Below are 17414 nucleotides of genomic sequence, written 5' to 3'. Positions count from 1 at the left end.
GGGACTGAGCCACCTCGGGCTCCCCGCTGTGCGGGCACCTTGCCGGCCTTCGGGATGATGGGGCGCGAGGCGACACGAGCGGATCGGGGAGATGAGCATGGGGCAGGTGGGCGAGCCGTTGCGGGCCACACGTTGGTTCGCCGACGCGCCGGTACCGACGCGCGACATCGTGCGGGCGCTGGAGGCGGCTCGCTGGACCGGGTCGGCGCGCAACCGCCAGCCCTGGAGATTCGTCGTGGTCAGGGACCGCGGCCTGCAGAAGAGGTTGAGCCTGCTGGGAGGCTACGCGGCTCACCTGGCCGCCGCTCCCGTGGTCGTTCTGCTCGCGGTGGACCACGGAACAGGGGGCGAGGACGCGGAGTTCGACGCGGGCCGGGCCGCCCAGAGCCTCATGCTCGCCGCGCACGACCTTGGCCTGGGAAGCTGCCCGGCCTCGTTCTTCCCCTCCCCCAATGCCGAGCAGGCCGGCCGGATGGTCGGCGTCGAGGCTCCGTGGAAGGTCCGGACCGCCATCTCCCTCGGCTACCCCGCGCCCGCGCCTCGTGGCAGGTCCGCGATTCCCTCGGGACGCCTGCCGCTGGATGATCTGGTCCGCTGGATCGGCTCCTGAGGGGATGCTCCCTCGCCGACCGGTCCGAAGTGACTCACCGAATGCTGCGCGACGTCCACGGGAAGTGTCCGCGGTTACTCACCGAATGCTGCGCGACGTCCACGGGAAGTGTCCGCGGCGATGGCCTGGTCCGGCGCGCGCCGCCTGTCAGGTTCCGGCTCTCTGTTGCGGATCGGTGATCCCGCCCGGGCAGGCGAGCCGGGCGATGTCCCAACCGGCACGCCGGGCTCCGGCCTGGTAGGCACTCTCATAGAAGGCCAGTACGGCGGCGTGCGGGTCGGCTGCGGCGCGGGCGTCGGCGTAGCGCAGCACGGCCAGGTGACTGCCTCGCTGCGCGACCCACTCCGCGGCCTCGGGCCGCAGTGGTTCGTTCTCCAGCCCTTCGGGCTCGGGAGCGGTGTAGGAGTAGAAGGCGGGCTCGGGAAAGGAGTCGTCACCGAACCAGAAGCCGGAGCTGATCACCTCCTGCGAGTAGGCCTCCCGCGTCACTGAGTCGACCGAGGGCGGCTGGTCGACCTGGCGTTCGGAGAAGCGGGTGCAGGCGATGTCGAAGGTGTGCCAGAAATGGTGCACCGGGCTGATCTTTCCCGAGAAGCCCGCGGCGAACTCCTCCAGCATCAGGTTCACCTGGCTCAGAACCTGCCAGTAGCGCGTGACCATGGCGAAGTCGTAGGCCGCGTGCTCGGTGTCCTCGACGAACGGCCGGCCGGAGTCCGGCAGGTCGAACGGCCACGGTATGTCCAGGTCTACCTGCACGTCCAGCTCCGCCAGCGTCAGCATGACTCTCTGATAGAAGGACGCCACCGACTGCCCGTAGAGCGGGAACGACACCGCCCGGCCGTCCAGCGCGGTGACGAGCAGTTGGTGGCCGACGAAGTCGAAGTCGATCGTGAAGATCGGGTTGCCGTCCGCCTGCCCCATCGGCCGGGTGGTGAGCCCTCGGCCGGTGAGATGGAACGGCACGCTCCACCAGTGGTTGCGCCGGACCCCGGCGGCGAGCCGGATCTTGCCCACCACCTGGCAGAACCGGTGCAGCGTGGCCTTGGTATCCCGCCACTCGGCCAGCGGTATCGGGGCGAACAGCTCCATGGACACCACCATTCCCTCAGCGTACGCATCAAAGACCCGGCCGACACCACGGACAGCAAGATCTTCATCGGTCTCTCCGCCGGCCGGCATGGAAAGCCGGTCGAATTCAATGTTTTGCGGACTGGATATACGCCGTATCCGGACTCCCTGAAAGCTGTGCGATCACGAAGCCGCCGAGAATTCCCGTCATCACCCCCAGCGTCGCGGGGATGACCTGGATGCCGATTCGCGGGGACTCTACTTCGCGGGGACTCTACCGCCTCCACAAGGCGTTCGAGTTGCCGACGCATGACTTCCTTGCTGCCGACCAGACGATGCAGAACGCCTTCGTCCAGTACCGCACGGAACAGCGGTGGGGTGGCACGCCTGAAGAACTTCAGCATCCATGACAAGAACCTGCCGGGTGATTTTCCGTACGCCGACCACACCTCGGCGCTTCTCCGAGCTGCGGATTCCCCTGCGCGGCATCACCGCGAAGGTGCTCACCCAGTCGCTCCGGAGGCTCGAACGGGACGGCCTCGTCTCGCGTGCCGCCTCCGGTGGGGCCGTGCAGCGGGTCGAGTACGAGCTGACCCCGCTCGGCCGCAGCCTGCTGGGGCCGATGGCGGTCGTGTGCACCTGGGCGGAGAGGCACTGGGACGAGTTGCTCGACGCCCGCGAAGCCTACGAACCCCCTGCCTCCGGGTTCGGCCGCACCGGCTGAGCCCCACCGGCTGAGCCCCATCCCCATCGCTCCACCGTGCGATCACCGACCACAGCCGTCGGCTCTGCTCGTCCAACGCGCCCATCTTCATGTCGATCTACACGGCGGCAAGGTGGGGTCACGGGAGGGTGCGCCCATCGCCGTGGACGGCTCACTGTTGCGGGCGCAGCGCCATCCAGATCGCCGAGGCGTCCTCGTCGGCGGGGTTGCGCCAGGAGTGCGGCTGCTGCGTGCGGAAGTGGAGGGAGTCACCGGGGTTGAGTACGTGCACCACGCCACCGACCTCGAACTCGAGCCTGCCCGCTACCAGATAGACGAGCTCCTCGCCGAGGTGCTGCATCGGCTTGCTGCCGCTGCTCGCTCCCGGGATCACCGTCGCCATGGCTGCGGCGACCAGGAAGTCGCCGTAGGGGCCGCTGATCCCAGCGAGGTCTATCCCCGCGTGTGAGGTGTAGATCGGGCGCCTGTTCTCGGCCGGTATGAACACCGTCGGATACTGCTCGTCGTCGTCCTCCACGAAGTACGACACGGGGCGCTCCAGAGCCACGGCGATCTTGAGCAGGGTCGTGATCGTGGGCACCATGTCGGCCTGCTCGATCTTGTGAATCGTGGCCGCGGAGACGTCGGCACGCTCCGCGAGCGACTGCAGCGAATAGCCGTTCTGCTTGCGAAGGGCCTTGATCTTGGGGCCGATGCCAGAGACGACTGCGGCTACTCGCGTGCTCACGCCGCGCCTCCGATGGGGGTATCGAGGTTCGCACTTCGTAAGGTGCACTCATTTATACCTTGACGTCGCCCAACAGGTACGTCAAGTATGCTCAATAGAACTTTGCGCATGCTCAATGCGATCGAAGCTTCCTGAGGAGATCGAAGTCGAGATGACCAGGCGAATCATAGTGATAGGCGGCGGAGCCGCAGGGATGGGTGCCGCCGGTGCCGCGAAGGGTACCGACCCCGACGCCGAGGTCATCGTCTTCACCGACTATGAGGACGCGGCTTACAGCCCCTGTGGGATCCCCTACGTCCACGGCAGGGAGATCTCCAGTTTCGAGTCCCTGTTCATGGCGACCAAGCAGCACTACGTCGAGCAGGGCATCGACATCCGCTATGAGACGACCGTGGCCGGCATCGATGTGAAGGCCAAGACGGTGACCACGACCGACGGGACCGTCGAGCGTTACGACTCGCTGGTGCTGGCGACCGGGTTCACCTATGCCGACCCGGGGGTACCGGGGGGCGACCTCGGCGGCATCTACTACGTCAAGAACATTCGCCAGGCGATGGAGTGGGACAAGGTCCTGGACACGGTGAAGACCGCGGTCGTCGACGAGGCCACGCCGCTGGGCGCCGAGATGGTCACCGCGCTCGCGCATCGCGGCATCGAGACCCACCTGGTCGACCCCGCACCCTGGGCCATGTCATCCGCGACCGATCCCGACATCATCAAGCCGGTCGAGGACTCCTGGATCGAGATGGGCGCCAAGCTGCACTTCAACACCAAGGTCACCGGGTTCATCGGGGAGAGCGGCAAGCTCCGTGAGGTCGCCACCTCGCAGGGGAACATCACGGCGGATCTGGCCGTGGTGGCCACGAAGAAGACGCCCAACACCGCACTCGCCACCGCGGCCGGCCTCAAGACCGGCATGAGCGGCGGCCTCATCGTCGACGGGCGGATGCGCACCTCGGCCCCCGATGTGTACGCGGCGGGCGACTGCACCGAGATCCCGCACGGCGTCTCCAACGTCCCGATCCAGGGGCTCTCCGGCAGCCATGCCTACTCCCAGGGCAAGGTCGCCGGTGTGAACGCCGCAGGCGGTACCCGCGAGTACCGCGCCGTCTACGTCCCCTGGGGCATGGTCGCCGGCAAGTGGATGATCGGCGGTGTGTCCTTCAGCGAGACGCTGGCCACCGCGCTCGGCATCCCCTTCATCGTGGGCAACGCGCAGGGCATCTCCCGGGCGCGCTACTACCCCGACGTGAAACCGGTGAAGGTCAAGCTCCTCGCCGAACCCGAGCACCTCCGGCTGATCGGGGCCCAGCTCGTCGGCGGCGAGGGCATCAAGGAACGCGCAGACTTCCTCGCCATGGCCGTGCGCACCGGGATCACGCTCAACGACCTGGCGACCATGGAGAACGTCTACAGTCCGCCGATCGGCGCGCTCAACGAGCCCATCGCACTCGCGGCCCAGAACGCGCTCACGAAGGTGGGAGCTTGAGATGGGCCTGACGCGCTGGGTTCGCGAAAGATCCGAGCACTATCTGATGATCGACGCACAGGACAAGGTGGGCGCCCGCCTCGGTGCCGGGCGCCCCAGGCCACCGCGTGGAGCCGAGATCTTCTGGCGCCGGGTCTATGTCCCGATCTTCCACCGGCTGCCCCTGAGGCTGCGCCAGTCGGTCATCGCCCGCATGCCGGGAAGCCACCGGAAACCCTGGAAGCCACAGCCGCCGTCCAAGGGTCCCGCGATCTGACACGACGCGGGATCTGATACGTCGCAGGTCCCCTACCGGACCAGCAAACGCCACAAAGGAGTGACATGTCCACCAAGACTGTAACCGTTGCCACGCCGCAGGCAGGGGACGTTCTGTGGGACACCAGTGAGAAGGTGTTCGACGACATCCGGGCCCACGAGGGACAGAAGGCGACGGTCTTCATCCACTCGGTGCCGTTCGAGGGATCGGTCTCTCTCGTCAACCTGATGACCTCCACGCGCCTCCAGCGCAAGGGGTTCAAGCTGACGATCGTCCTTTACGGACCCGCCGTGCTGCTGGCCGCCGCCGGCCGCGGTTACCCGGCCGTCGGCACCGAGGGCTTCCCCGGCAACCTGTCCGTCAACAAGCAGCTCAAGGTCCTCCTCGACGAGGGTGCCACGATCTACGCCTGCCGCTTCGCCATGGGCGCCCTGTACGGCATGCGTGAGGACGACCTGATCCCGGGCGTCAAGGCCTTCAACCCGCTGGACGTGCTCGACTCCGCGCTGACCGCCTGGCGGGAGGGCCACTTCCAGCTCAACACCTGGACCATGTGATGGCCAAGGCACCCTCCCGGCACGTCGACGCTCACCGCCATATCGGCGTGCTGCCCGCATTCCCGTTCTACGGCGGACCGCCGGTCAACCCGGATGTGAACGCCCGTGCCACGATCGACGAGCTGATCGCCGACATGGACAGGGAGGGCACCGAGCGGGCCCTGGTGATCCCGAACTACGGGGTCCCCGACCCCAGCCACTCGTTCGCGCTCAACGAGCTCGTCATTGAGGCGGCCGGCCGGAGCGACCGCCTCAGCGCCGCACTCTGGGCGTCACCGCGACCGCAGGACGCCGAGTTCACCGACAAGGCGCTGGCGCTCGCGTCCGAAAGCGGGGTGAAGGCCCTCAAGATCAGCTTTCTTCTCGGCGGATCCGCCGAGGACCCCGAGTGCCTGATCCATCTCGACAAGATCTTCGCCGCCGCGAAGGCCAACGACCTCATCGTCCACGTGCACACCTCACCGGGTGCGGCATCGGACATCGACAAGGTCGGCCTGCTGGTGGAGCGCTACGCGGATGAGACGCCGATCCATCTCGTCCACTTCGGTGGCGGGGTGAGCGGCCACATCAAGCTCATCGGCACGCGGTTCTTCGACTGGATCGAGTCCGGCAAGAAGGTCTACACGGACCTGACCTGGTCCGTGGGCTTCGCGCCGCAGTGGCTCGCCCGCGAGATCGACCGGCGCGGCATCGGCGGCGACCGTGTGCTGTTCGCCTCCGACCAGCCGTGGGGCGAATTCGCCGGTGAGTACCACCGCCTGGTCGAGGCCACGGGTGGCGGAGAGCTGACCGAGATGGTCTTCCACGAAAACTTCGACCGGCTCTACGGCTGATCGAAGGCACGGGTCCCAGGCCGGTCGGCCTGGGACCCGTGCTGTCTGCGGTCGAAGCGACCAAACGTCGAAGCGACCGAACGTCGAAACGACCAAACGTCGAAACGACCAAACGTCGAAACGACCAAACGTCGAAGCGACCGAACATCGAAGGGAGCGAGCTTTGGCAAGGTCGGGAGACTCGAACGAAGTCGTCGCGCGGTGGGAGGGCGGCTGGCGCGCGACCGTCACCGCCGGACCGTTCTCGTTCGCGGTGGACGAGCCCGAGGAGGTCGGCGGAACCTTCACCGGTCCGATGCCGACCGAGTACCTCCTGGGATCGGCCGCCTCCTGTTACGCACTGGCGCTGGCGTGGTGTGCGCGCAAGCGAGGGATCGAGCTACCCGACCTGTCGGTCTCGGCGATCGGGGAGTATGACGGCCCGAGCTTCAGCGGGATCCGGCTGCGCGTGAGCTCCAGCCTCCCCGCGGAGAAGCTCGAACCGCTGCTCGCTCCGGCCTCCCGGGCCTGCTATGTCTCCAACACGCTGGCCCGCTCGCCCCGGGTCGAGGTGAACAGGAACGACGCCGATGGGTGAGGGCCCGGTGAACCTGAACGGTTCACCGGGCCCTCACCGCTCGGTCAGGCCTCGCCGGTCAGTTTCGCGTCCAGCGCCAGCAACGCGTCGACGAACACCTGGATCGGCGCCTCGGCCACTCCGGCACCGACCTGGCCACTGCCGTCGGCGTTGTGCAGGATGCCGGTCGTCACCTGCGGAGTGATGCCCAGCTCGACCACCTTGCGCACGTCGACGCCCACCGGAGAACCCTTCATCCCCCAGGTCGGGATCATGAAGCGGCTGGAGTTGCCGACGCACACCTCGTCCAGTTGCGCGGTCAGCTCGGCGGCGTGCGCCATGGTGCCACCGACCAGCTGCGCCACCGCCGGCGACCCGGCCGCGGCCGCGCCTCCGAGCCCGACCAGCTCCAGCACCGAGCTGTCCCCGATGTCCGGGGCGGCGTCGGCCTGGCCGCGGCCGGGCTGGTAGAGCGCCCGCCCCACCATCGGCGCGGGGGTGACGAACCACTCGGAAGAGGGTCCGGCGAGCCAGGCGGCGAAGTCGGTGCCGTTACGGGCCATGCCGGTCACGACCGAGCTGTTCTCGACCTGGGCGGCCCAGGTGGTCAGGGCCCGCGCGGCCGCCATGGCCAGGCTGAGGAACAGCAGGTGGTTGCCGGACAGGAAGGTCGCCGCCTCGTGCCGGCGTGGATGGTCGCCCGCCACCAGCGCGGGCAGCAGGTTGCGCAACAGCAGGTTGGTCGCGGCCTGGGTCCGGACGTGGACATCGTCCCCCATCGCGATCGCCTGCGCCGCGAGGGACATCACGTCGACCGGCCCGTACTCCTGCACGGCGGCGGCCAGCACCGGACCGACCGCCTCCCGCAGCAGGACGAGACGCGCGATCGCGCCCGGGGTGTCCCGGCCGAACCACGCGACATCCCCCGACCCCTGCCCGACCGGAGCGTACGTGCGGATGCCCGCGTCGGCGAGCTCGACCACCCAGACGGGCGTGCGCGGCCCCATCGCCGTCGCCATCGGGACCACCGCGCCATGCTCGTTGGCCGGCTCCAGGCGAACCGTGCCGTCCCGGAGCAGGGCGTCCGCCTCCTCGGGCGTTCCCGCCCAACCCTCCGCGCAGACGGCGGCACGCATCGAACGACGCAGCGGGTCCGTGGTTCTCTCGATCGAGATGCGCGGCCCGCAGTGCAGCAGGACCCTCCCCTGCGCGAACACCGGGATCACGTCGGCGGCGGTCCGCACGGCGACCAGGTGGGGTGTCCCACGGTCCAGCCGCCGGAAGACCTCCTGGTTGGCGGCGTCGACCGTGCGCGCGTGCGGGCCGTACAGACGCCGGAGGGCGGCGACCACGGCGAGATCTCCGCCGCCGGGGATGCGCCAGTCCACCTGGACCACCGGGCGTCCCTGCCGGCCGATCGCCTCGGCGAACAGCGGCAGGCCGAGGTTGAGGACGTTGACCTCCTCCGGAAGGCGCACCAAGGCGGCGGTCTCAACTGCGGTCATCACTCTCTCCTTCGATGAAGTCGCCCGCTTCGGCGACCAGTGCGGCTTCGGCTTGTTCGAACGAAGTGCGCTGGGCTCTCGCACGGTCCCGGAGCGATTTCGCTTTCTTGACGCACTCCGCGGCCATCGTCTCGACCACGGGCGGCGCCGCCCCGCCGGCCAGCGTCCGCGTCTCCACGATGTGCCGCGGATCGAGAATGTCGCTGAGGTCCTGGCCTTCCAGCCCCAGGGAGATCCCCGCGTGCTGCTGGGCCGCGGCCTCCAGCCGGGCCCCGTCGAGATCGATTCCGCGCAGTCCCTCCCGGCTCGCCTCGCGAACGGCGATGCCGACCACCTGGTACGCGGTCCTGTAGTCGAGGTGGCAGGTCTGCATGACGAACTCCGCCAGGTCCGTCGCCTGGCTGAAACCGGACTCGAGGGCGGCCCACATCTGGTCGGCGTTGACCGTGAGGCTGCGGACGACCCCGCTGGTCAGCCGCGTCGTGCGGCGGGCCAGGTCCAGCGCGCGGGGGATCTCGCCGTACGCGTAGATCAGGTTGTCGCTCCGCGCCGACGGGCTCTTGCTGACCGCGAGGAACCCGGTGAGGCGGCCGATCAGCGTGCCGGCGGCACCGCGGATGATGGACAGGGCGTACGGGTTGCGCTTCTGCGGCATGAGCACGCTGGAGCGGCTGAACCCGTCGGCGATGGTCACGTAGTCGAACTCGTTGCTCGCCCAGATCTCCAGGTCCTCGGCCAGCTTGCTCTGCGTGGTGAGCAGGCTGGAGGCGTGCGAGAGCGCCGCGATGAGACCGTCGATCTGCCACATGGCGTCGCGGGTGTGCTCGATGAAGCCCTCGAATCCCAGCAGCGAGGCGACCCTGCTCCTGTCGGCCAGCAGCCGGCTCCCGTTGACGCAGCCCGCCCCGCCCGGGCTCGTGTTGACCCATTCGAAGGCGTCCATGAGCCGCTCCGCGTCCCGCAGAACCGGGTAGGCGAAGCTCACCAGGTAGTGGCCGAACGTGGAGGGCTGCGCATGCTGGAGATAGGTCTGGTCGGGCAGCCAGGTCCTGCTGTGCTCTGCCGCCACCACCGCGATGGCGTGCGCGAGCTCCGCCGCGTCCTCGACCAGATCCTCCAGGACGCTGCGCACGTGCAGGCGAAGAGCGATGCGTACGGCCTCCCGCCGGGGCCGCCCGGCGTGCAGCCAGCCCGCGTCGCTCCCGATCTGCGCGGTGAAGTACCGCTCCCGCGAGTTGTACGGCTCGCCGAACGCGGGGTCGTACGGGAAGTCCTCGGCGGAGGTGCGCACCGCCTTCAGCAGCACCCGCATGAGCTGTTCGGCGGCGGCGTGGGGGATCACCCCGCGCTCGTGAAGATCGATGACATGCGCGATGTCGGCGAGGTTGAGGCCGGTGTGCAGTAGCGGCGCGTCGGCGTTCTCGAGTGCGAACCCGCTGTCGATCAGTTCCTGGGCCGGACCTCCCATCGGTGGCCCCAGCCGGTCGAGCCCGCCCCGATGGTGTGCCGAAGGGGCGGACGGCAGTCCATTATCGATCATCGTGACTCCCATCCCGCGACGGCGTCGAGCAGGCCGCCGGTATGCCAGAAGACTGTTGTGAGGTCAGGGTCGGCGCGCCGGTCCCCGAGGATCCGTGCGAGGGCGCCCAGCGCCTTCGCCGAGTACACCGGGTCGAGGACGACTCCCGAGGCGCGCAGCGCGAGCCGCGCCGCGCGCTCGCCCTCCTCGGACGGGCGCCCGTGCCCGGGGCCGCGAGCGTCGTCGAGGACGACGTCCGCCTCCCGGGGAGGCTCTGTTCCCATCAGCCGGGCGCACCCCCTGCTGAGTTCGAGAACCCGCCGAGCGGTCTCCTCCGGTGGCCGGCTGACCGACGCCCCCCGCATCCGCAGCCGTCGTCCCAGTGCCACCGCCCCGGAGACGAGACCGGCCAGCGTCCCTCCGGAACCGGTGCCCACGACGACCGTGGCGGGGCCGTCGAGCTGGGCATCGAGTTCGAGCGCGGCCAGATGGAACCCGGTGGCGCCGAGCGGGGTGGCACCGCCGCGCGGCACCGGGAAGGCGGTCTGGCCCTCCTCGGTCAGCTCGGCCGCCGTCTTCTCGATCGCGGCGTCCACCGAGGCGCGGTCCGGGTCGTGCGTCCACCGTATCCGGGCGCCCCAGTGGATCGCGGCGGCCTCGTTGGGGTGCCGGACCGGCGAGGGAGAGCCGGCGTAGACGAGCACGCACCGCAGGCCCGCCCAGGCGGCGGCCGCGGCCGCCGCCTGGCAGAAGTTCGAACCGGGGGTCCCCCCGGTCACCAGGACTCGGGCACCGGATGCCCACGCGCCGGCGATGAGCATCTCCAACGGGCGTGTCTTGTTGCCGGCGACCGCGAAGCCGCTCAGGTCGTCGCGCTTCAGCAGTAGCCGGCCGCGAACGCCGAGTGCCTCCGCCAACTGCGGAGCCGCATGAAGGGGGGTGGGCAGCACGCCGAGCTCGGCGCGGGGAAGGGTCATTCCCGGGTGATCCGGTGTGACGGCCATGAGTGCGGCTCCTCGGTTCTGATACGCCGGGCGCGTGCCACGACCAGGTCGACCATGCCGGTGGCGGAACCGGTGTCGGACGGGTTCTGCGTGTCGCCGAGGTAGGTGCGCACGTTGGCCGCCATCCGATCGGAGTGCACCTCAAGCCCCTCGACCAGCCCGACGCCGAGCGCCAGCGCCGTACCGGACAGCAGGCAGACCTCCGGCAGGGCGACCCATTCCGCCTTCCAGGCCCGCCCGTCGCGCTCATGCTGGCTGACGACCGACTCCATGAGAACGCCGACGTGGGCGCGGACCAGACGGGCGAGCGTGTTCAGGTGCTCGCTGCCCTCCGGGTTGCGCTTGTGGTGCATCGTGATGCTGCCGACCACTCCGGCCGGTCGTGGCTCGCCGAGTTCCCCGATCTCCGGGCGCTGGAGCTCGTAGACCTCCTCGCCGATCCGGGCGAGCGTGCCGGTGACCAGGGCCAGCACGTTCCCGAACTCCGCGATCCGGTCACGTGCGCTCAACCACGAGATGACGGGGTCGTCGAGCCCGAGCTCCGCGGCGAAGCGCGCCCGGATGGCCAGTCCGCGGTCCCCGTAGGCGACCAGGGTGCCGATGCCCCCGCCGAGCTGTGCCACGAGCCATCGCGGAGCGCCTTCGCGCAGCCGGTCGAGATGCCGCCGAATCTCGTCCGCCCAGGACGCCGCCTTCCAGCCGAAGGTCGCCGGCGCTCCCGGCTGGCCGTGGGTCCGGCCGGCGATCGGCGTTTCGCGATGCTCGACGGCCAGGGTGAGGAGCCGCTCCTCGATGCGGCGCAGGTCACGCCAGACGATGCCGCCGACCGCGCGCATCGCCAGCGAGGTCCAGGTGTCGGTGACGTCCTGCACGGTCGCCCCGGCGTAGACGTGCTCGCGTGCCGCTTCGGGCAGCACGCGACGCAACTCGTGGATCAGGCCCAGCGTCGAGTGCCCCGTCTCGCGGGTTCCCCGCGCGATCCGGTCCAGGTCGAGCCGGTCGACACGCAGCGCGTCGGTGATGATCGAAGCGGCGTCGGCGGGTATGAACCCCTCCGCCGCCTGTGCCCTGGCCAGTGCGGCGAGGACGTCGAGCCACCCTTGCAGCCGGGCCCTCTCCTCGAAGATCTGCCGCAGCTCGTCCGTGCCCCACAGGTGGGCGTAGGCCGATGAGTCCGCGATGCGCGCGCTCATGCCGTGCCCCCGCCCCGCTCCGTGCCGGACCGGAGCCTCCCGGCCAGCTCGGACGCCGCGGCCAGACCTTCCGCGACCAGCGTGAACGACGCTCCCCAGGGCACGACCACCGTGTCGCCGCGGGTCTCGATGCTCTCCTCCAGCAGGCAGCACTTGGTGAGGCGGGCCTCGCCGGGGGGAAGTGGCATCCGGGTCGCCAGGGCTGCCGGGCAGGTGTCGACCTGGCGCACGCTCGATGCCTTCTCCGGATAGAAGTGGTCGTGGATCGCACGCGAGCGAGCGCATCCGAGCAGGACCCAGTCCGCCTGCGGCGGCACCTCGTCGAGATAGGAGATCTCGGCGCCCGGGACCGACATGCCGCCTCCGCGACAGGGAAGCAGGTAGTGCCCGGCCGGCTCGCCGGCGGCGATCTCCTCCAGGTCGACGACCTGCGGCACGTACTCCGTCGCGGGAAGCTCCTCGGCGGTGTCGACGACGCGCTGGACCTGGTCGTTCAGCTTCGCCGGCCAGGGCGGCCCGACGTCGAGCACGTGGACCCGGTGCGGGGCGGCGTCCAGGATGAAGTTGACGTGCTCGTAGCGCCCGCGCACGACCACGCAGCGCGGCACGTCGGCGATGTCGCGTGCCGCGGCGATGTCGCGTGCCGCGGCGATGTCGCGTGCCGCGGCGATGTCGCGTGCCGCGGCGATGTCGTGTGCCGCGCGGAGCAACTGGCTGGGCACGGCGGTGTCGATGTCGGGCCGGTCGACGAAAAGCGTCTCGTGCGGCCCGGCCAGCACGCGCACGTCGGTGACGTCGACGAACAGCTCGACCTCGTCGGCCTTGGTCAGTTCGACAACGGCGTACCTGTCCTGGTTGCGGGCCACGACGAAGCGAGTCCTGCGGTAGACCTGCCGGCTGAGGAAGAACTTCCGCAGGGAGTCGCCGTCGAGATCCACCACGACGTCGGTGAACGCCACGGTTCGATACTGATACGGGATCATCATGGTCTCTCCACTCCTGCGTACACCTCTCCCAGTTGGGAGAACGTCCCGATGGTGTCGGAACGCAGACCCAGCCGGAGCGTCTCGACGGCCAGCGCCTCGGCGGGCTGGATGTTGCCGAGGTTCACGTTCGCGCCGTAGCGCCGGATGAGCCACGCCTGCTGCGCTCTGCGCGGGGCCTCGAACAAGGTGGCCTCCAGGCCGACGGCGGAGACGACGGCGTCCACGATGTCCGCGCGTACCCTGCCCTCGGCGTTGAACAGCCCGACGGTGCCGCTCTCACGCCCCTCGGTCACCACCCAGTGGGCGCCCGCCCGCAGGTCGGCCCGCGCGTCGGCGGCCCACTTCCCGGCCGACGGGGCCACGTCGGGATCCTTGAGCCCGATCTCGGACAGGACGACGAACCGGGAGGCCGCCATGTCAATGATCTTGTCCTTGTCGGCGCGCGACATCTCCACCGAGCCGCAGGACACCTCGACGCACGGGAATCCCACGGACTCGGCCCAATCCATGAACCTGTCCACCACGCCCCGCTGCCAGGAGATCTCCAGCAGCGTGCCGCCGGTGCAGGCCAGCACCTGGTGCTCGGCCAGCAGTTCGAGCTTCTCGCCGAGCGACGAGTCGATGTAGGCGGTCCCCCACCCGAACTTCCACAGGTCGATGCTCGCGGCGGCGGCCTTCAGCCGCTGCTCGACCTCGGCCACGGACATGCCGTTGTCCAGGACATGGGAGACGCCGTGCCGGCGAGGCTTCTCCGTGCGAGGCGGAAGCGTGAGGAAGTCGGGCTCCGCCGCGGTCAGGTCCAGGGGGAAGGTACGGTCACGACTAGGTTGTCCTGTCACGGAAACGGATTCCTCACTGGCTAGGATGACGCCGTCAACGGCTGGTACGTCTGCCGGACCCCCCCGAACACAAGGGAGTTCACCATGCCCGAAAACACCCACGACCTCGAAGAACTGGCGCGCAGACTGCGGAGCCTTCCCGGCGTCACGGCCAAGAGCTCCATCGGTGTGGTCGCCGATGTGTTCGGCGGCGGGGACTGGTGGTCCGGTCCCGGTGACGACGGAGCCGTCGTGCACGACCGGGGACGCACTCTGATCGTCGGAGGGGAGGCGATGCTGCCCGCCTTCGTGGAACAGGACCCGTACGGCGCGGGTGTGGCGGCCGTCCTCGCGAACGTGAACGACCTCGCCGCCATGGGCGCCCGGCCGCTCGCGCTCGTCGACACGGTGACCGGCCCGCGCAGCGTCGTCAAGGAGGTCCTGAAGGGCCTGAAGTGGGCCGGCGAGGCGTACCAGGTGCCGATCGTCGGCGGGCACCTCACCGAGACGGACGGCCCGCCCAGCCTGTCGGCGTTCGGACTGGGCGCCGCCGAGCTCGTGCTTTCGGCGACGCACGCCGCGCCCGGCCAGGCACTGGTGCTCGCCTGCTGTCTCGACGGCAGGATGCGGGAGGACTTCTTGTTCTACCCGTCGTTCGAGGAGCGAGGTGAGCGCCTCGCCGGTGACGTACGCGTCCTGGCCGACGTGGCCGAGCGGGGCGCCGCGGTGGCCGCCAAGGATGTCAGCATGGCCGGGATGATCGGCTCGCTGGCCATGCTTCTGGAGGCGCGCAAGCTCGGCGTCCAGGTGGACCTGGACGTGCTCCCGGTGCCCGCGGGGGTGCCCATCGTGGACTGGCTGTCCTGCTTCCCCTGCTTCGCCTTCCTGCTCACGACGCCGGCCGAGAAGGTCGGGGAATGCGTCGAGGCATTCACCTCCCGCGGCCTCACCGCTCAGCGAATCGGCACGCTGGACGACACCGGTGAGGTGCGCATCGGCGACGCCTCGGGGTCGGCGGTCGTCTTCGACCTGAAGCGGGAGTCGGTGACCCGGCTGGGTCGCTGAGGTGACCCGGGCCTGCCCGTTGTACGAGATCATCACGTGAGGTCGATGCTCATCTGCTGGTGAGGCACGCCCACGTAGGCGACCGGCCCGCCGACCGGCGACCAGCCGAGCCGCCGGAAGAAGGTCACGTTGGCCGGCTGCACGAAGGCGATCATACGGTCACCGCCCGCCGCGGCCGCGGTCTCGGTCGCGTACCTGACCAGCGGACCGCCCAGCATCAGGTGCCGGTGGCCGGACAGGACCGCAAGCCGATCCCCCTGCCACAGCGCCTCGTCGCCGTCCGGCGAGGGCACCCGGTACAGCCGCACCGTGCCGACCGGAACGCCCTCCGCGTACCCGACCACGTGGTGGGTCGTGGGGTCGTGATCGAACTCGTCCTGGTCGGTCCGCTCGAACAACCCCTGCTCCTCGACGAAGACCGAGTGCCGGATCCGGGCATGCTGCGCGAGTTCGCCGGCCGACACCACCGAACGACAGGTCAGGGTCGGTGCGATCACGTCAGACGAGGAGCGGGAGGGATACGCGCCCATCAGGAAGCCCCTTCTCCGAAGCCGAACCGGCACGTTCCAGGGCCGCCACCCCGGAGCATGCCTGACAACGTGCGCAGCCGGCCATGACCCCGGTGGCGGTGAGCCCACGCCGCAGCATGTGCGGGACGACCTGCCGGTAGATCTTCTCGACGTATTCGGCGGACGGGGGACGCACGTCCTCCATCAGGCTGCCGGGCACCGGACGCAGCGGGACGATGAACGGGTAGACGCCGATGTCCACCGCGCGCCTGCACAGATCGACCGTGACCTTGGGGTCCTCGCCCATCCCCAGGATGACGTAGGTGGACACCTGGCCCGCGCCGAAGACCTCGACGGCGCGTTCCCACGCCGCGAAGTACGCTTCGATGCCCCAACGCGCCTTACCCGGCGCGATCTCCGCGAGCACCTTGGCGTCGAAGGTCTCCACATGGATGCCGACGGAGTCCACGCCCATGTCGCGGACGCGGTTGATCACGTCGAGGTCGGCGGGGGGCTCGAACTGGACCTGCACCGGCAGTCCCGACGCCTCCTTCACGGCCTGGGCGCACCTGCCCACGTAGAGCGCGCCGCGGTCCGGAGTGGCGGTGCTACCGGTCGTCAGCGTCGCGTCGACGGCGCCGTCGAGATCCCGTGCCGCCACCGACACCTCCGCCAGCATCTCGGGCGTCTTCTTCGCGATGGTGCGCTCGGCGTCGAGGGAGACCCCGATGCCGCAGAACTTGCACTGATCGGAGTTCCCCCAGTAGGCGCAGGTCTGCAGGACCGTACTCGCCATGGAGTCGAGGTGCATCAGGGCGATCTTCCAGTACGGGACGCCGTCCGCGGTCTCCATGTCGTAGTACTTCGGCCGCGGTGCCGGCGACGCGTCCGCCAGCCGGAGCGAGCCCTCGTAGATGCCGAATCCGTTGTCCTCCTGCCGCAGCGTGTACGGCGAATCCTGCACATAGGCGGCCGTGGTCGGGACGGTGGCAGGCGCGCCATCGATCCACAGCATTCCCGCGTCGGCGGGACCGGCGCCCCCGTTGCGCGCCCCGATTGAGACATCGGTCCGCAACCCGAGGCTCTGCAGCTTGGTGATCAGCTCAGCGAGCCCGGTCGCATCGAGTACACGGTCGTTCGCCTCGGTCATGATGTGGCTCCTTGTCGGGCCTACTCGTGACGGTGCCTGTCCTGCACCATCTTGAGACTTTTCATCTACTATAGGAAATTCCTATAGTAAAGGCCCACATAGTGGCAACAGTTTGCTCCGCCGTTCAGTCGGAGCCATCACCTTCGGGTAGACACTTGAGCCGTTCGACCAGCGCTTCTCGCTCCTCACCGGAACGCACCTCCCGGGTTCCCCGCCCGGGGTCGTCGGGATCGCGCGCGACGAGCCGCCCGGTCTCAAGGTCGATGAACCCCTGCTCTACAACGTGAACACAGGCGGTGAGCGTCTCGTCCGGCCGCGTCGTCACGAGCAGCGCGCGTCCGCTGCGGGCATCGGCCTCCAGCCGCCGGTAGGGAACGAACGGATCCCCGGGGCGATAGCCGGACTCCTCCAGCACCAGCCAGCCCGCGCCCGGCGGGGCCGCCGCGAAGGCGGCCAGCCGATCGTCGAGCGCGACCTCCTCAAGGACCTCCCGATAACGCATCGCGAACGCGACGCCCGCGACCACCTCGACGTCCAGGCCGTCGACGGTCAGCAGGTCGTCGGAGTCGGCCACCCTGCGGACCAGGTCACCGCGCTCGGACCACGCCTCCAGCAGGGGGTCGACACCTCGCCCGCTCCCGCGAAGCTCCTGCGCCACCGCACCGACCAGCCGCGTGGTCCGGAGGTAGATCTCCGGCTGATGGATGCTCGCGGGAAACGCCCGCTCGGAGGCCGCGGTCCACAGGCGGGAGAGGTCTTCGGCGGCCTTCCGGGACTCCGCCGTGGATCTCGGATCAGGCTCTGACATTGATAATTCCTCCCGTAAGGTTCACTATAGTAAACAA

19 protein-coding genes and 1 pseudogene are annotated in these 17414 nt (G+C 69.4%); 8 read left to right on the top strand and 12 right to left on the bottom strand.

The window, feature by feature from the left end; translation table 11 throughout:
• Positions 1-91 precede the first annotated feature (91 nt).
• Complete coding sequence (locus OIE13_RS00705) at positions 92-610, top strand: nitroreductase family protein (RefSeq protein ID WP_326644155.1); 519 nt, start codon at positions 92-94, stop codon at positions 608-610.
• A 147-nt stretch (positions 611-757) separates the two neighbouring features.
• Here the strand turns inward: OIE13_RS00705 and OIE13_RS00700 are convergent, their stop codons facing one another.
• Positions 758-1699, bottom strand: coding sequence for a DUF5996 family protein (locus OIE13_RS00700; RefSeq protein WP_326644156.1), 942 nt, complete (start codon positions 1697-1699; stop codon positions 758-760).
• A 245-nt stretch (positions 1700-1944) separates the two neighbouring features.
• Positions 1945-2082: pseudogene (locus OIE13_RS00695) on the bottom strand (Scr1 family TA system antitoxin-like transcriptional regulator); the annotation flags it as partial.
• A gap of 2 nt (positions 2083-2084) precedes the next feature.
• Here OIE13_RS00695 and OIE13_RS00690 point away from each other — a divergent pair.
• Positions 2085-2402: a winged helix-turn-helix transcriptional regulator gene (locus OIE13_RS00690; protein ID WP_326644158.1), complete on the top strand. Its 318-nt coding sequence runs from the start codon at positions 2085-2087 to the stop codon at positions 2400-2402.
• A 151-nt stretch (positions 2403-2553) separates the two neighbouring features.
• Here OIE13_RS00690 and OIE13_RS00685 read toward each other — a convergent pair whose 3' ends face one another.
• Positions 2554-3129 carry a helix-turn-helix domain-containing protein gene (locus tag OIE13_RS00685; protein WP_326644160.1) on the bottom strand — a complete coding sequence of 192 codons (576 nt, stop codon included), beginning with the start codon at positions 3127-3129 and terminating at the stop codon, positions 2554-2556.
• 151 nt (positions 3130-3280) lie between these two features.
• On the opposite strand from OIE13_RS00685, the gene OIE13_RS00680 reads away from it, so the two are divergent.
• The 5 genes from OIE13_RS00680 to OIE13_RS00660 all read left to right on the top strand — a co-directional run bounded on the left by OIE13_RS00680 (position 3281) and on the right by OIE13_RS00660 (position 6841).
• Positions 3281-4618, top strand: coding sequence for an FAD-dependent oxidoreductase (locus OIE13_RS00680; protein WP_326644161.1), 1338 nt, complete (start codon positions 3281-3283; stop codon positions 4616-4618).
• A 1-nt stretch (position 4619) separates the two neighbouring features.
• Positions 4620-4874 carry a hypothetical protein gene (locus OIE13_RS00675; RefSeq protein WP_326644163.1) on the top strand — a complete coding sequence of 85 codons (255 nt, stop codon included), beginning with the start codon at positions 4620-4622 and terminating at the stop codon, positions 4872-4874.
• A gap of 65 nt (positions 4875-4939) precedes the next feature.
• Positions 4940-5431 (top strand): MSMEG_0572/Sll0783 family nitrogen starvation response protein, encoded by a 492-nt coding sequence (locus OIE13_RS00670; RefSeq protein ID WP_326644165.1) that lies wholly within the window; start codon positions 4940-4942, stop codon positions 5429-5431.
• Entirely contained in the window at positions 5431-6264 is an 834-nt protein-coding gene (locus tag OIE13_RS00665; protein WP_326644167.1) for an amidohydrolase family protein, read from the top strand. Before OIE13_RS00670 ends, OIE13_RS00665 begins: the two co-directional genes overlap by 1 nt.
• Positions 6265-6427: 163 nt before the next feature.
• Positions 6428-6841, top strand: coding sequence for an OsmC family protein (locus tag OIE13_RS00660; protein WP_326644169.1), 414 nt, complete (start codon positions 6428-6430; stop codon positions 6839-6841).
• 44 nt (positions 6842-6885) lie between these two features.
• On the opposite strand, the gene OIE13_RS00655 is transcribed toward OIE13_RS00660, so the two are convergent.
• From OIE13_RS00655 to OIE13_RS00630, 6 genes are read right to left on the bottom strand one after another with little or no spacing between them, the layout of a single operon-like run.
• Positions 6886-8325 (bottom strand): DUF1116 domain-containing protein, encoded by a 1440-nt coding sequence (locus tag OIE13_RS00655; RefSeq protein WP_326829393.1) that lies wholly within the window; start codon positions 8323-8325, stop codon positions 6886-6888.
• Positions 8312-9865 (bottom strand): argininosuccinate lyase, encoded by a 1554-nt coding sequence (locus OIE13_RS00650; protein WP_326829392.1) that lies wholly within the window; start codon positions 9863-9865, stop codon positions 8312-8314. The genes OIE13_RS00655 and OIE13_RS00650 overlap by 14 nt, the downstream gene beginning before the upstream one ends.
• Entirely contained in the window at positions 9862-10848 is a 987-nt protein-coding gene (locus OIE13_RS00645) for a 1-aminocyclopropane-1-carboxylate deaminase/D-cysteine desulfhydrase (protein ID WP_326829391.1), read from the bottom strand. The genes OIE13_RS00650 and OIE13_RS00645 overlap by 4 nt, the downstream gene beginning before the upstream one ends.
• Entirely contained in the window at positions 10818-12041 is a 1224-nt protein-coding gene (locus OIE13_RS00640) for a class-II fumarase/aspartase family protein (protein WP_326829390.1), read from the bottom strand. Before OIE13_RS00640 ends, OIE13_RS00645 begins: the two co-directional genes overlap by 31 nt.
• Positions 12038-13027 (bottom strand): DUF7714 family protein, encoded by a 990-nt coding sequence (locus OIE13_RS00635; protein WP_326829389.1) that lies wholly within the window; start codon positions 13025-13027, stop codon positions 12038-12040. Before OIE13_RS00635 ends, OIE13_RS00640 begins: the two co-directional genes overlap by 4 nt.
• On the bottom strand, positions 13024-13866 hold the full coding sequence (locus tag OIE13_RS00630; protein ID WP_326644181.1) for a phosphosulfolactate synthase: 843 nt from the start codon (positions 13864-13866) through the stop codon (positions 13024-13026). The genes OIE13_RS00635 and OIE13_RS00630 overlap by 4 nt, the downstream gene beginning before the upstream one ends.
• An 84-nt stretch (positions 13867-13950) precedes the next feature.
• Here OIE13_RS00630 and OIE13_RS00625 point away from each other — a divergent pair, with 84 nt between their 5' ends.
• The gene (locus OIE13_RS00625; protein ID WP_326644182.1) at positions 13951-14910 is read left to right on the top strand and encodes an AIR synthase related protein; all 960 of its coding nucleotides are present in this window, start codon (positions 13951-13953) and stop codon (positions 14908-14910) included.
• A 32-nt stretch (positions 14911-14942) separates the two neighbouring features.
• Here the strand turns inward: OIE13_RS00625 and OIE13_RS00620 are convergent, their stop codons facing one another.
• The 3 genes from OIE13_RS00620 to OIE13_RS00610 form a co-directional block, all read right to left on the bottom strand.
• The gene (locus OIE13_RS00620) at positions 14943-15407 is read right to left on the bottom strand and encodes an MSMEG_0567/Sll0786 family nitrogen starvation N-acetyltransferase (RefSeq protein WP_326829388.1); all 465 of its coding nucleotides are present in this window, start codon (positions 15405-15407) and stop codon (positions 14943-14945) included.
• Between the two features lies 1 nt (position 15408).
• Positions 15409-16569 (bottom strand): MSMEG_0568 family radical SAM protein, encoded by a 1161-nt coding sequence (locus tag OIE13_RS00615; protein ID WP_326644186.1) that lies wholly within the window; start codon positions 16567-16569, stop codon positions 15409-15411.
• Positions 16570-16693: 124 nt separating this feature from the next.
• Positions 16694-17377, bottom strand: coding sequence for a hypothetical protein (locus OIE13_RS00610; RefSeq protein ID WP_326644188.1), 684 nt, complete (start codon positions 17375-17377; stop codon positions 16694-16696).
• Between the last annotated feature and the right edge of the window lie 37 nt (positions 17378-17414).

The sequence above is a fragment of the Streptosporangium sp. NBC_01810 genome (assembly GCF_035917355.1).
Lineage (GTDB): Bacteria > Actinomycetota > Actinomycetes > Streptosporangiales > Streptosporangiaceae > Streptosporangium.
Note: the sequence above shows the minus strand (reverse complement) of the source record. Positions and strands in the feature narration are given on the sequence as shown.

Excerpts from the sequence above, each read along its gene's own strand:
- OIE13_RS00705 (WP_326644155.1), top strand. The coding sequence starts at position 92 with ATGAGCATGGGGCAGGTGGGCGAGCCGTTGCGGGCCACACGTTGGTTC.
- OIE13_RS00700 (WP_326644156.1), bottom strand. The coding sequence starts at position 1,699 with ATGGAGCTGTTCGCCCCGATACCGCTGGCCGAGTGGCGGGATACCAAG.
- OIE13_RS00690 (WP_326644158.1), top strand. The coding sequence starts at position 2,085 with ATGACAAGAACCTGCCGGGTGATTTTCCGTACGCCGACCACACCTCGG.
- OIE13_RS00680 (WP_326644161.1), top strand. The coding sequence starts at position 3,281 with ATGACCAGGCGAATCATAGTGATAGGCGGCGGAGCCGCAGGGATGGGT.
- OIE13_RS00675 (WP_326644163.1), top strand. The coding sequence starts at position 4,620 with ATGGGCCTGACGCGCTGGGTTCGCGAAAGATCCGAGCACTATCTGATG.
- OIE13_RS00670 (WP_326644165.1), top strand. The coding sequence starts at position 4,940 with ATGTCCACCAAGACTGTAACCGTTGCCACGCCGCAGGCAGGGGACGTT.
- OIE13_RS00665 (WP_326644167.1), top strand. The coding sequence starts at position 5,431 with ATGGCCAAGGCACCCTCCCGGCACGTCGACGCTCACCGCCATATCGGC.
- OIE13_RS00655 (WP_326829393.1), bottom strand. The coding sequence starts at position 8,325 with ATGACCGCAGTTGAGACCGCCGCCTTGGTGCGCCTTCCGGAGGAGGTC.
- OIE13_RS00650 (WP_326829392.1), bottom strand. The coding sequence starts at position 9,865 with ATGATCGATAATGGACTGCCGTCCGCCCCTTCGGCACACCATCGGGGC.
- OIE13_RS00645 (WP_326829391.1), bottom strand. The coding sequence starts at position 10,848 with ATGGCCGTCACACCGGATCACCCGGGAATGACCCTTCCCCGCGCCGAG.
- OIE13_RS00640 (WP_326829390.1), bottom strand. The coding sequence starts at position 12,041 with ATGAGCGCGCGCATCGCGGACTCATCGGCCTACGCCCACCTGTGGGGC.
- OIE13_RS00635 (WP_326829389.1), bottom strand. The coding sequence starts at position 13,027 with ATGATGATCCCGTATCAGTATCGAACCGTGGCGTTCACCGACGTCGTG.
- OIE13_RS00625 (WP_326644182.1), top strand. The coding sequence starts at position 13,951 with ATGCCCGAAAACACCCACGACCTCGAAGAACTGGCGCGCAGACTGCGG.
- OIE13_RS00615 (WP_326644186.1), bottom strand. The coding sequence starts at position 16,569 with ATGACCGAGGCGAACGACCGTGTACTCGATGCGACCGGGCTCGCTGAG.
- OIE13_RS00610 (WP_326644188.1), bottom strand. The coding sequence starts at position 17,377 with ATGTCAGAGCCTGATCCGAGATCCACGGCGGAGTCCCGGAAGGCCGCC.